Source organism: Mycobacterium hainanense (assembly GCF_041890355.1).
Lineage (GTDB): Bacteria > Actinomycetota > Actinomycetes > Mycobacteriales > Mycobacteriaceae > Mycobacterium > Mycobacterium hainanense.
Genome location: NZ_CP169059.1, coordinates 2,453,554 through 2,465,504, shown reverse-complemented (window position 1 = coordinate 2,465,504; position 11,951 = coordinate 2,453,554). Strand labels below are relative to the sequence as shown.

13 protein-coding genes are annotated in these 11,951 nt (G+C 69.4%); 2 read left to right on the top strand and 11 right to left on the bottom strand.

Annotated elements, in window-relative coordinates; all coding sequences use genetic code 11:
• Positions 1-16: 16 nt before the first annotated feature.
• Together ACEL92_RS11510 and ACEL92_RS11505 are read right to left on the bottom strand one after the other, a co-directional pair.
• Complete coding sequence (locus ACEL92_RS11510) at positions 17-535, bottom strand: polyadenylate-specific 3'-exoribonuclease AS (protein WP_374025677.1); 519 nt, start codon at positions 533-535, stop codon at positions 17-19.
• A 9-nt stretch (positions 536-544) separates the two neighbouring features.
• Complete coding sequence (locus ACEL92_RS11505) at positions 545-1,411, bottom strand: hypothetical protein (protein WP_374026179.1); 867 nt, start codon at positions 1,409-1,411, stop codon at positions 545-547.
• A 108-nt stretch (positions 1,412-1,519) separates the two neighbouring features.
• On the opposite strand from ACEL92_RS11505, the gene ACEL92_RS11500 reads away from it, so the two are divergent.
• Entirely contained in the window at positions 1,520-2,803 is a 1,284-nt protein-coding gene (locus ACEL92_RS11500) for a glycosyltransferase 87 family protein (protein WP_374025676.1), read from the top strand.
• Positions 2,804-2,816: 13 nt separating this feature from the next.
• Here the strand turns inward: ACEL92_RS11500 and ACEL92_RS11495 are convergent, their stop codons facing one another.
• The 5 genes from ACEL92_RS11495 to ACEL92_RS11475 all read right to left on the bottom strand — a co-directional run bounded on the left by ACEL92_RS11495 (position 2,817) and on the right by ACEL92_RS11475 (position 6,220).
• The gene (locus ACEL92_RS11495; protein WP_374025675.1) at positions 2,817-3,554 is read right to left on the bottom strand and encodes a lysophospholipid acyltransferase family protein; all 738 of its coding nucleotides are present in this window, start codon (positions 3,552-3,554) and stop codon (positions 2,817-2,819) included.
• Positions 3,555-3,637: 83 nt separating this feature from the next.
• On the bottom strand, positions 3,638-4,018 hold the full coding sequence (locus ACEL92_RS11490; protein ID WP_374025674.1) for a hypothetical protein: 381 nt from the start codon (positions 4,016-4,018) through the stop codon (positions 3,638-3,640).
• Complete coding sequence (locus ACEL92_RS11485; RefSeq protein WP_374026178.1) at positions 4,015-5,283, bottom strand: ArsA family ATPase; 1,269 nt, start codon at positions 5,281-5,283, stop codon at positions 4,015-4,017. Before ACEL92_RS11485 ends, ACEL92_RS11490 begins: the two co-directional genes overlap by 4 nt.
• On the bottom strand, positions 5,280-5,714 hold the full coding sequence (locus tag ACEL92_RS11480; RefSeq protein ID WP_374025673.1) for an SRPBCC family protein: 435 nt from the start codon (positions 5,712-5,714) through the stop codon (positions 5,280-5,282). Before ACEL92_RS11480 ends, ACEL92_RS11485 begins: the two co-directional genes overlap by 4 nt.
• Before the next feature lie 116 nt (positions 5,715-5,830).
• Positions 5,831-6,220 (bottom strand): polyketide cyclase / dehydrase and lipid transport, encoded by a 390-nt coding sequence (locus ACEL92_RS11475; RefSeq protein ID WP_374025672.1) that lies wholly within the window; start codon positions 6,218-6,220, stop codon positions 5,831-5,833.
• Between the two features lie 155 nt (positions 6,221-6,375).
• Here ACEL92_RS11475 and ACEL92_RS11470 point away from each other — a divergent pair, with 155 nt between their 5' ends.
• Complete coding sequence (locus ACEL92_RS11470; RefSeq protein WP_374025671.1) at positions 6,376-8,178, top strand: long-chain fatty acid--CoA ligase; 1,803 nt, start codon at positions 6,376-6,378, stop codon at positions 8,176-8,178.
• A gap of 99 nt (positions 8,179-8,277) precedes the next feature.
• Here the strand turns inward: ACEL92_RS11470 and pimB are convergent, their stop codons facing one another.
• From pimB to ACEL92_RS11450, 4 genes are all read right to left on the bottom strand, one after another.
• Positions 8,278-9,420: a GDP-mannose-dependent alpha-(1-6)-phosphatidylinositol monomannoside mannosyltransferase gene (gene pimB, locus ACEL92_RS11465; protein ID WP_374025670.1), complete on the bottom strand. Its 1,143-nt coding sequence runs from the start codon at positions 9,418-9,420 to the stop codon at positions 8,278-8,280.
• Between the two features lie 37 nt (positions 9,421-9,457).
• On the bottom strand, positions 9,458-10,297 hold the full coding sequence (locus ACEL92_RS11460) for a hypothetical protein (RefSeq protein WP_374026177.1): 840 nt from the start codon (positions 10,295-10,297) through the stop codon (positions 9,458-9,460).
• 37 nt (positions 10,298-10,334) lie between these two features.
• Positions 10,335-11,486, bottom strand: coding sequence for a peptidoglycan hydrolase RipC (ripC, locus tag ACEL92_RS11455; RefSeq protein WP_374025669.1), 1,152 nt, complete (start codon positions 11,484-11,486; stop codon positions 10,335-10,337).
• Between the two features lie 184 nt (positions 11,487-11,670).
• Positions 11,671-11,925, bottom strand: a complete 255-nt coding sequence (locus ACEL92_RS11450) for a hypothetical protein (RefSeq protein WP_374025668.1) — start codon at positions 11,923-11,925, stop codon at positions 11,671-11,673.
• Positions 11,926-11,951 lie beyond the last annotated feature (26 nt).

Below are 11,951 nucleotides of genomic sequence, written 5' to 3'. Positions count from 1 at the left end.
CGCCGGTCGGGCGGGCTCAGGCCGGCGCTCCGCCACCCGAGTCGGCACCGTCCGCGTCCGCCGCGGTGATCAGCCGGTATCGCCGCAGCTGGTCGCGGGCGTCGACCAGGGCGTCGTGGGCATCGCGCGACCGCGGCGGCATCGGCGGGCGCCCACGGTCCTCCCACAATTGCCGCAGGTCCCGGGTGAAGCGGGGCAGCGCCCGTGGCAACTCGGGCATCGTGCCCCACAGCTGGCACAGGGCGACGTGGTCGTAGGCGCCGATCCACGCCCACAGTTCGATCGGGTCGGCGCCGTTGACGTCGAAGAAGTCCTCGAGGTCCGCGCGGATCTGCCTGCGCGAGCGCCACAGCTGCGACGCGGGGGGCGGCAGCTTGGGCAGCACGTTGGCGCGCACCCAAACACCGGCGCGCTCGGGATCGAATTCGGTGGACACGGCGTAATACTCGCGCCCGTCCTCGGCGACCACCCCGATCGAGATCAACTCGATGGTGCGGCCGTCCTCGATGAATTCGGTGTCGTAGAAGTACCGCACCGGCGCAGCCTATCTGCTGATCAGGATGGGCCCCGTCGGCGGCGGCGCCGGGTGCACCTCGTGGTCGAGGTGGGCGTCGATGACCCGTTCGTCGGGCAGTCGGGGGGTGCCGGCGATCGCGCATTGCAGGTACAGCTTGGCCCGCACCACGGGCCGGCGCAGCGTCCGCTCCCGTTGCAGCGCGCGGCGCATCTTCTCCGGCTGGGCGGTGTATCGCCAGCGGGCCCAGGGCGCGTGGGGGCGCGACAGCCGGATCGCCCCGATCACCAACAGGACCACGATGAACATGCCGAGCAACCCGGTCCACACCTTGCCCTTGAGCACCACCACGACGGCCAAGGGCAGCGTCAACGCCAGGCCGCCGGCCACCGCGGCGCGCAGCGGCCACGAATCGGTGCCCTCCCAGATCGGCAGGAAGAACATCAGCGGGTGCAGCCCCATGATCAACAGGCCGGCCACCCCGACCGCGGCGAAGACGGCGTCCACCGATGTGCGCCCGTCCTCCGACCAGTAGACGTCCGACAGATGCAGGATCAACGCGTACTCGTCGAGCACCAGGGCCGCGCCGATTCCGAAAAATATTGCGGATAGGGTGAATTCGGGCTCATGGCCGTCGATTGACAGGGTGACCAACGTCAGCCCGGAGAGCAATACCAACACCACGCCGAACGTCACGTGATGGATGTGGACGCCGCCCACATGGACGTTGCGCGGGTGCCACCATCGGGTCGGCCGGCCGGTGTCGGCGCGGTGCCGGATGAGCCGCACGAACGTCCGCGTCACGAAGAAGGTCAGGATGAACGCCACCAGGCAGCACAGCAGGGGCAACCGGCCACCGCGCAGGATGTCGTTGGCGAACCAGTGTGTCACCCGCAGGACGAACCAGTGGAGCACTCTTGAAACGTACGCCTGTGGGCGCCCACCCGGCGTGCGCCGCGCGGGGACACGTGGCGCGCTCACGCACCCATTACGCTGTTGTGCGACATGAGTAGATCGCTGGCGCCCGGCGCGGGCAGTCACCCCGGGCGCGTCCTGGTGTGGTGCGGCCTGTGGCTGCTGGCGGCGGCCGGGCTGGGCTATGTGGCCTGGCAGCTGTTCGGGCACATCCCCTACCGCATCGACATCGACGTGTATCAGATGGGCGCCCAGGCCTGGATGCACGGGCATTCGCTGTACCGCGGCGATGTGTTGTTCCACACACCGATCGGGCTCAACCTGCCCTTCACCTACCCCCCGCTGGCCGCGATCGTGTTCTGCCCGTTCGCCTGGCTGCACATGCCGGCCGCCAGCGTCGCGATCACGGCGCTGACGCTGGTGTTGCTGGTTGTTTCGACGCTGATCGTGCTGACGCGCCTGGACGTGTGGGCCGCCTCGACGGCGCTGCCCGGCCCGGCGTGGCTGCGCCGCTGGTGGCTGGCCGTCGTCATCACCGCGGCGGCGACGAAGTGGCTGGAACCGATCACGTCGAACTTCGCCTTCGGGCAGATCAACGTCGTGCTGATGACGCTGGTGATCGCCGACTGCGTGCCGCGCCGCACCCCGTGGCCGCGGGGCCTGCTGCTGGGCCTGGGCATCGCGCTCAAACTCACGCCGGCGGTGTTCCTGCTGTACTTCCTGCTGCGTCGGGACAACCGCGCCGCGGTGACCGCGCTGATGTCGTTCGCGGGGGCGACGGCGCTCGGCTTCGTTCTGGCGTGGAGCGATTCATGGGAGTACTGGACGCACACGCTGGCCCACACGGACCGAATCGGCGAGGCGGCGTTGAACACCGATCAGAACATCGCCGGGGCGCTGGCCCGGATCGGGCTGGGCGAGCAACAGCGCTTCCTGCTGTGGGTGGCGGCCTCGCTGGCGGTGCTGGTGCTGACGGTGTGGGCGATGCGCAGGGTGCTGCGGGCCGACGAGCCGGTGCTGGCGGTCATGTGCGTCGCGCTGTTCGGGCTGGTGGTCTCGCCGGTCTCCTGGTCACATCACTGGGTCTGGGGTCTGCCGACGGTCGTGGTGCTGGCCGTGCTGGCCTGGCGGCGCCGCAACGTGGCGCTGGCCGTGGTGGGCGCCGCGGGGGTGGCGCTGATGCGATGGTCGACGATCGACCTGTTGCCCAAGCATCACGAGGCGGCGGCCGTGTGGTGGCGCCAACTGGCGGGGATGTCCTACGTCTGGTGGGCGTTGGCGGTCCTCGTCGTCGCCGGCCTGACGGTCACCGCCCGCACGCCCGCACGGGAAGCGGCGCCGCAGCAATTGACGCCGGTGACAGCCGTCGGCTGATCGCCGACGCGGTTCAGCCCGCGGCGGATTCCGGGATCCGGGCGGCCTCGCCGTTTGATCCCTGACCGGATGAGCCGTTGCGGTTCTCCTTGACGCTGGCGGCGTAGATGTCGACGTACTCCTGGCCGGAGAGACCCATCAGCTCGTAGATCACCTCGTCGATCACGGCGCGCTCGATGAAGCGGTTGCCGGCCAGCCCCTCGAAACGGGAGAAGTCCATCGGCTCGCCGAAGCGGACGGTGACCCGCCCGAAGCGCAACATTTTCGAGCCGGGCGGGTTCACGACGTTGGTCCCGATCATGGCCACCGGGATCACCGGCACCCCGGTGTGCAGGGCCAGCCGCGCCAGGCCGGTCTTGCCCTTGTAGAGCCGGCCATCAGGCGAACGGGTGCCCTCCGGGTACATGCCCAACAACTTGCCCGCCGACAGCAGCCGCTCCGCGGTGTTCAGCGCGGCCTGCGCGCTGTCGGCGTCGGTGCGGTCGATCGGCACCTGGCCGACCGCGGTGAAAAACCAGCGCTGGAACCAGCCCTTCAAGCCGGTTCCGGTGAAGTATTCGGCTTTCGCCAGGAAGGTGATCCGGCGGCGTACCACCAACGGCAGATAGAAACTGTCCATCACCGCCAGGTGGTTGCTGGCCAGGATCGCCGGGCCGGAACTCGGAATGTGTTCCAGGCCTTCAACTTTTGGCCGGCCGAGCAAGGCCAGCAACGGGCCGAGGAGTATGTACTTGAATAGCCAGTACCACATGGCCCTCCCTCTCGCCAGCCCGCCGCGTTCTGCGCCAACTGTACCCATCGCGTGGACGAGGGACCACCTTCGGCGCAGCCCGGTCACTCCTCGATGGTGACGGGGATGGGCTGATACCGGGTCCTGGTCGTGACCCCGGGAGGCTCGGAGTCAGCGCCACCGTCGCCGGGAGGACCCTCGGGCGGCGGTTTCGCCGCGCCATTGATGTCGTCGAGCATGGCGCGCACGACCTCGAGCAGCGCGATGCTGTGGTCGGCGATGACGGTGATCAGCGGATGCTGGTCACCGGTCGCCAACGCGGCCAGCGCGCACACCGGGCACCACACCTGCTGACACTTGCCGGTTCCGACTCCCCGGCCCGCCGTCAGGGCGGCCGCCGCCCGCATCGCCGGGTCGACACCGTCCAGGATCGCCTGGGCGAGCCTGCGCAACTCCGGACCGATCTCCGAATGACCCTGACTCACTTAGGCCACACCTCCGGATCTGGTCGAAATCGCACCGTGAGCTCCGTCCCCCGCAGTTGCGCGTCCATTACCGTGCAACGCCGAAGTACCGAGGCCAAGCGAACCCTGCGCCGCAATCCGCCCGCGCTGATGATCAGGTCGTCATCGACGCGCCCTAACGTCAGCCCCGACGGATCGAGTTGCGGCAACGCTAGCCGCATCCGGTATATCGAACCAAGTCCCGTGCCGGATTCCAGGTCCACCGTCGGCCGCAGCGGTCCCGGCGGCGGCGTTCCGCCGCGCCGGCGCGCGTTCTCGAGCAAAGCCCCCAGCGCCTTGGGGCCGATCGGCTCGCCGGATAAATGCGGGGTCATCACCAGCGCCACCTCACCGATGGTGGCGTCGAGCTCCTCGAGAACACCGCGCTGTTCGGAAATGCGTTCGGCATACCAGTAGAACGCGGGGTGCTCCGGCAGGTTGCGGTATTCGTACGACTCGTCCTCGGTCAGGACCTGGTTGACGATGAGCTCCTCGACGCGCACCCCCATCAGGGCCAGCGAACCGAGCGTCCGGGCCGCTTCGGCGGCGACCACCCGCTCGGGCGTCAACACCAGATGCGCGCTGACCAATTCGCCGTCGGTCAGCAGGGCGCTGAGCCCCTCGACGCTTGCGCTGACACGCTCCAGCAGTTCCACCGCCGCCGCCGACGGGGTGTCGTCGGCGCCGACGGACAGCCGGCGATGCCGCGGCCACGCGCGCTCGACGTAGAGCCCGAAGGTGGCGGGCAAGGTCAGCATGCGCAGTGCATCGGCGGTCGAGGCGCAGTCGACGACGACGCGATCCCAGGCACCGGAGCAGGCCAACTCCCCGACGGCGTGCAGCCCGAGCACCTCCTGAACACCGGGCAGCGCCGAAAGCTCCTCGGGCGCAATGGTACCCAGCTCCGAGACGGGAAACCGCCGATCCAGCGTGTCGACCACGTCGCGCCACCGCTCCTCGAGCAGGGCCAACGTGTCCAAGGCGAGCGCGTCCAGGAACCCACCGCCGGCCTGGGCGTCATCGGCGAGCACCCGAATCAGTTCGTCCTGACTGGCCGGGACGGGGACGCCGAGCACGTCGCCGAGTGAGTGCGCCTGGTCGGTGGACACCACCAGCACGCGCTGACCCGCGCTCGCGGCGCTGACCGCCGTGGCACAAGCCAGCGTGGATTTCCCTACCCCGCCCTTACCAACGAAGAGGCTGATCCGGGCCGGGGTGGGCGCCGGCGATTGGCTGGACTCACTCAGCCCTCAACTCGTTTCTTCAGATCCTTCAACGCGGTGTCAGTCAACCGGCGCTCGGCCTTGCGTTTGAGCAAACCGATCATGGGGACGGCGAGGTCGACCGACAGCTCGTAGGTCACCTCGGTACCAGATCCCTTGGGCGCCAACCGATATGTGCCCTCCAGGGACCGCAGCAGCGAACTGGAGACAAGTGTCCAACTGACCGATTTCCGGTCCTTGGGCCACTGGTAGGCCATGACCAGGGTGTCCTTGAGCACGGCGGCGTCCAGCACCACCCGCGCGACCTTGGGGTTGCCGTCGTCGTCGGTCTCCTGGACCTCGGCCTCGCGGTATTCCGAGATCCACTGCGGGTAGGAATCGATATCCGCGATGACGTCCATCACGGTGTCCGGGTCGGCCTCGATGTAGATGGTCTGCGACGTTTTTTCCGCCACCTGGTGCTGCCCTCTCTCCCGCGAGCGGTCGACGCCGCCGGCGGGGAAACTACCGTGTGGGTATAACCCCCGGGCCTCCGGTCCGAAACGGTACTCTCCCTGCAAACCTGACCCGGCTAAACTACCGGAGAAACTCCGACCGGACGTGACCGTTCCAGTGTCGTCTTGACCTCGAAGGCCATTTTTTTGCCCGCCACCCGACGGCGGTGTGTCATTTTCGCCAGATTGAGCTTGGCCAGCTGCCAAGCCGCGACGCCGGTCGGCTCCGCATGCAGGAAGTAATGCAGCACAACCCCGTCCAGCGACGGCTCCAGCCAGATCTCCATGGTGCCGGTCAACGCGCCGGTGACCGCCCACCGGATGCCTTTGTCGGCCCGGTCCTCGACCACCTGCAGTCGCAGGTCCGGCCACCAGCGACGCCAGCACGCCGGATCGGCGACCGCGGCTCCGACCCGCGCACCGTCGGCGGCGATGAACGTCTCGTCCGCGATCTGGATGCTGTTCACCATCCCAGCTTCACACAGCAATCTCGGACGGCCGCGCCGAGGGCGGGCCACCGCGGGTGGACTGCCGCCATTCCTGCACGAATGCGCGGATTAGGCTGGACGACAACCAGCCGTCCCTCGGGACCATCAGCCAAGCCAAAACGAGGTCAGCAAGAGTGCGTGAGTACAGTGTCCCCGCTCGTTTCACCGTCGGCGAGTACGACAACATCGCGGCCATGGTCTTCGAGCACGAGCGATCAGACCCCGGCTTCGTCATCTTCCGCCGCCAGGTTGACGGCGCCTGGACCGACGTCACCTGCGCCGAGGTCGCCGACCAGGTTCGCTCCGCGGCGCTGGGCCTGATCGCGCTCGGGGTCCAGGCCGGTGACCGGGTCTGCATCTTTTCGGCCACCCGCTACGAGTGGGCGATCATCGACCTCGCGATCCTGTCGGTCGGCGCGGTCACCGTCCCGATCTACGAGACGTCGTCGGCCGAGCAGGTGCGCTGGGTGCTGCAGGACTCCGAGGCGGTGCTGGCCTTCGCCGAGACGGACGCGCACGCCGCGATGGTCACCGAACTCACCGCCGAGCTGCCCGCGCTGCGCCGCGTCCTGCACATCGACGGCTCGGGCCCCAAGGCGTTCGATCAGCTCGTCGAGGCCGGCGAGTCGGTGGAGCCCGCCGAGCTCACCGCCCGCCAGGAGGCGCTGCGCTCCGACGACCCGGCGACGCTGATCTACACGTCCGGCACCACCGGCCGGCCCAAGGGCTGCCAGCTCACTCATTCCAATCTGCTCTACGAGACGCGGGGCGCCAAGGAGTGCTTGCCGACGCTGCTGGACGAGGGGCAGCGGCTGCTGATCTTCCTGCCGCTGGCCCACGTGCTGGCGCGCTCGCTGACGCTCTCGGCGTTCGCCAACAAGGTGACCGTCGGGTTCACCAGCGACATCAAGAACCTGCTGCCGATGTTCGCCGTGTTCAAGCCGACGGTGGTGGTGTCGGTGCCGCGGGTGTTCGAGAAGGTCTACAACACGGCTGAGCAGAACGCGGTGAACGACGGCAAGGGGCGGATCTTCGCGGCCGCCGTGCAGACCGCGGTCGACTGGAGCCAGGCGCAAGACCGCGGGCGCACCGGGCTGGTGCTGCGCGCCAAGCATGCGTTGTTCGACCGGCTGGTCTATCACAAGTTGCGCGCCGCGCTCGGCGGTGAGTGCCACGCGTCGGTCTCGGGCGGCGCCCCGCTGGGCGCGCGGCTGGGCCACTTCTACCGCGGCGTCGGGCTGACCATCCACGAGGGCTACGGCCTGACGGAGACCAGCTCGGCCATCACGGTCAACCAGGTCGGCAACGTGCGGATCGGAACGGTCGGAACGTTGTTGCCGGGCAACAGCATGCGCATCGCCGAGGACGGCGAGCTGCTGGTGCGCGGCGGCGTGGTGTTCAGCGGCTACTGGCGCAACGAGCAGGCCACCGACGACGCGTTCACCGACGGCTGGTTCAAGACCGGTGACCTAGGCGCGCTCGACGAGGACGGCTTCCTGAAGATCACCGGTCGCAAGAAGGAGATCATCGTGACCGCGGGCGGCAAGAACGTCGCCCCGGCGGTGCTCGAGGACCAGTTGCGGGCGCACGCGCTGATCAGCCAGGCCATGGTGGTGGGCGACGCGAAGCCGTTCATCGGCGCGCTGATCACCATCGACCCCGAGGCGTTCGGCGCGTGGAAGGAACGCAACCACAAGGCGGCCGGCGCGTCGGTGGCCGACCTGGTCAACGACCCGGACCTGGTCGCCGAGGTGGACGCCGCCGTCAAGCACGCCAACCAGGCGGTGTCGCACGCCGAGTCCATCCGCAAATTCCGCATCCTGCCGGTCGATTTCACCGAGGACACCGGTGAGCTGACCCCGACGATGAAGGTCAAGCGCAACGTGGTGGCCGAGAAGTTCGCCTCGGACATCGACTGGATCTACGAAAAGGACTAGCGGCCCGCCTCTTCCGCCGCCTCTTCCGCCGCCGAGCGTCACGCCAGCGTGGCGCGGGCCGCCGAGAGTCACGCCAGCGTGGCGCAGGCCGTCGAGCGGCTAGGCCTGCAGCAGCTCGCCCAGCCGCGCCGCGAGCGTGTCCCACCGCCAGTGGGCCAACACCCACTCGCGTCCGGCCGCCCCCATCGCGGCGGCCCGGTCCGGGTCTCCGAGCACCTCGGCGACGGCGTCGGCGACCGCGTCCGCCGACCGCCCATCGACCACTAATCCAGTCTTGTTGTGCCGCACGGCTTCCGGCGCACCGCCGGAGTCACCGGCGATCACCGGCTTGCCGGTCGCGGACGCCTCGAGGAAAACGATGCCCAGCCCCTCGACGTCCATGCCGGCGCCGCGGGTGCGGCACGGCATCGCGAAGACGTCGGCCAGCGCGTGGTGGGCGGGCAGTTCGGCGGCCGGCACGCCCCCGGTGAAGGTCACGTGCTCGGCCACTCCGCAATCGCGGGCCAGCCTGTGCAGCGACTCCAGGTAGGGGCCGCCGCCGACGATCACCAGCGCCGCACCGTCGACGCGCTGCCGAATCGACGGCAGCGCCTTGATCAGGGTGTCCTGGCCCTTGCGTGGCACCAGCCGGGACACGCACACGACCGTGGGGCGCTCGCCCAGCCGGTAGCGCTCGCGCAGCTCCGCGCCGGCCGCCGGGTCGGGCCGGAACCGGTCGGTGTTGACCCCGGGCGGCAGGTATTCCAGCGAGGATTTGGGCCCGAACGCCGGCGCGAACCGCTCGCGCGTGTAGCGGCTGACGAACGTGACGACGTCGGTGGTGTCGGCGATGCGGCGGAGCACCGACCGGGCGACCGGCAGCATCGACCAGCCCACCTCGTGGCCGTGCGTGCTGGCCACCACCCGCCTGGCGCCGGCCTGTCGCGCCCGCGACGCCAGCAGCGCCAGCGGCGCCGCCGCCCCGAACCAGACGGTGTCGATGTCGTTCTCGCCGATCAGCCGTCGCATCCGGGCGTCCACCGCCGGCCCCGGCAGCATCAGCGTGCCCGGGTGACGGAACACCCGGTAACCGGTCGCCTGGGCCGACTCGTCGAACGCGTCGGCGCCCTTCCATTGCGGCGCGTACACCGTCACCGAATGCAACCGGGCGTCGACCAGCCGTCCGACGAAGTCGCTCAGGTAGGACTGGATGCCGCCCGGTCGGGGCGGAAAGTCGTTGGTAATTAGCAGGACCCGACTCACCGCGTCAGGCTAGCCTGCCCGCGTGCGGGGCATCGCCTCAGCCCGAGTGGGTCAGCCAGTCGTGCCAGCGCGCGAGCAGGCCGGCCGAGTCGGTGGCCAGGACGTCGTGGACGGCGGTGGTCACGTCGGCGTGGCCGACACCGCAGGCGGCCAGGTACAGGTCGCGCAGCTTGGCCGCGCCGTAGCTGTCCGCGACGAAACGCGCGAACCACCACGCGCGGTCGTAGGCGAGCGAGCGCTGCGACCCGGGCGCGTCCAGGTCGGCGTCCGAGGGCAATGTCAGCGGCACCGGCAACGCGTCAGCGGGCACCGGCGTGCCCGGCCGGGCGACGAAGTCGGCCACGCCTTCGGCCAGCCATCGGGGCGCGCCCACGGCGGTATCGGCCCGAGCGGCATAGTGAAAAAGCTCATGCGCCAACACAATTCGGAGCGCACCCTCGGTCATCGTGGCCGCGCCGGGCGCGAAGACGATCCGCTCACCCACCGCCGCCCGGTGCGCGGGATCGACGCGGTCGGCGACCGTTACCGCCGCAATGTCGATCCACTGCGCCGCCGGTCCCCCGCCGGCGGCGGCGCGAAACTCCTCGTCGGTGCGGGCAGCGACCAGCGAGACCTCGTGCGACCATTGCCCGCCCCAGAACCCCTCGACCGCGTCGATCGCGGCGCCGATGTCGGCGGCCAGCCGCGACAGCAGGCGGTCACTGGCCGGGCCGCCGAAACCGGTCAGCCGAACGGTGCGGTCACCGACGATCACCGACTTCGTCGTGGCGCTGACCTGGCTACGCGTGGGCGTGACCAGCTGTGCGGGCCGTATCCCGACACCGCGTCCGGCTTCGAGCGGCACGGCCGCCGCGACGACGAGCTCGACCAGGAACACCCAGGCCAGCAGCAGCGTAAGCCGGCGGCTGGGGCCTCTAGTAGCGGCGGGCGTCGTGGACCGGGCCTGCGGCATTCATCGGCACCACCCGCACCGGCTGCCCATAGGTGGAGGAATGGATCACCATGCCGTCACCGACGTAGAGGCCGCTGTGTGACGCGTCGTTATAGAAGGTGATCACGTCCCCGGGCTGCAGGTCCGACAGCGCCACCGGTTGGCCGCCTACGGCCTGCGCCTGGCTGGAGTGCGGCAGTGAAATCCCGGCCTGCTGGAACGCCCACATCACCAGCCCCGAGCAGTCGAATCCGCCGGGCGCGGCACCGCCCCACACATAGGGCGAGCCGACCTGGGTCAGCGCCGCCTGCACGACGGTCGCGCGGTCACCGCCGCCGGCCCCGCCGCCGAACGGTCCGGGCATTCCGCCGGGAGGCGGAGCCTCACCGGGCGCCTGCCCCGCGGGCGGCGGCGCGCCCGGGGGCGCGGCCTCCGGCGCGGGTGCGCCCGGTGCGGGAAGTCCGGCCGGCACGGGGCCGGGATCGGCGAGCGCGGTGCGCTGCTCGGGCGACAGCGAGACGTACTGCGACTTGACGACCGCGATCTGCACCTGGAGCTGACTTTGCTTGGACTGCAGGCTCGCGCGCACGGCGGCGGCCTGCTCCGCCGCGCTCTTGGCGTCGGCGGCGGACTTGGCGGACTCCCGCTCGGCCTTCGCGGCCTGCTCGCCCGCGACCCGGAAGTTCTTCATCTGGTCGGCCATCTGCGTCGCCATCTGGCGCTGCATGGCCAGCTTGTCGATCAGCCCCTGCGGCGATCCGGCGGTCAACATGGCCGTCATGCCGTCGACGCGGCCGCCCATGTAGGTCGCGGCGGCGAGTTTGTTGACGGCGCCCTGGTAGGACGCCAACCGGGCCTTGGCCGCGTCGACGGCGGCCTGGGCGTCGTCGTGCTTCTTGTCCGCCGCACGCTGGGCCGCCAACTTGTCGTTCAGGTCGAGCTGCGCGCTGTGCATCGCCTCGGTGGTCTGCTCGGCCTGACGGGACAACTCGTTGAGTTTCGCCAGCGCGTCGTCGGCCGGGTCGGCCGAGACGTGCGCAGCAAGGACACCCGACAACACAGTGAAGCCCGCTAGCGTCCCGATGGCAGTTCGTGTGATGACACGCGCAAACGGGTATCTAGAGTCAAGCCTCAAGATTTTGCTTCCTTAAACGGCCATCGACGCGCCGGCGCGCCGTCGAGCTGGTTTAGGTCTCAAACAGGTTACGAAACGATATCGACGTTTGTCCAAAGCGGGCGGTTAAGAAATTGGATAGATTTCTGTCATTATCGTGTGAACGATCCCAACCCCCTCGTAAACCTTTGGCACGCAAAGCATCTTAGGCGACGCCCGAATCGTGCTCGCGGCGGATAGGCACCAACCGCAAACGCGGAGCCAGGCCGACATCGGCAAGCACCGCCAACGCAGCGCATTCGTCTTCCAACAAAGTTTCCGGGACCCCGAGTATCACGCTGACGACGCAATCGCGGCATCCGGGCCCGCGCACCGCGCAGTCGTCGCAGTCGATCACCACCGGGGCGCCCCCATCCGGCGCCTTCGCTCCGTAGCTGTCGGGCCTGCTGCTTGGTGCCATCGGGATCGGTCCTCTCGGTCGGGCTG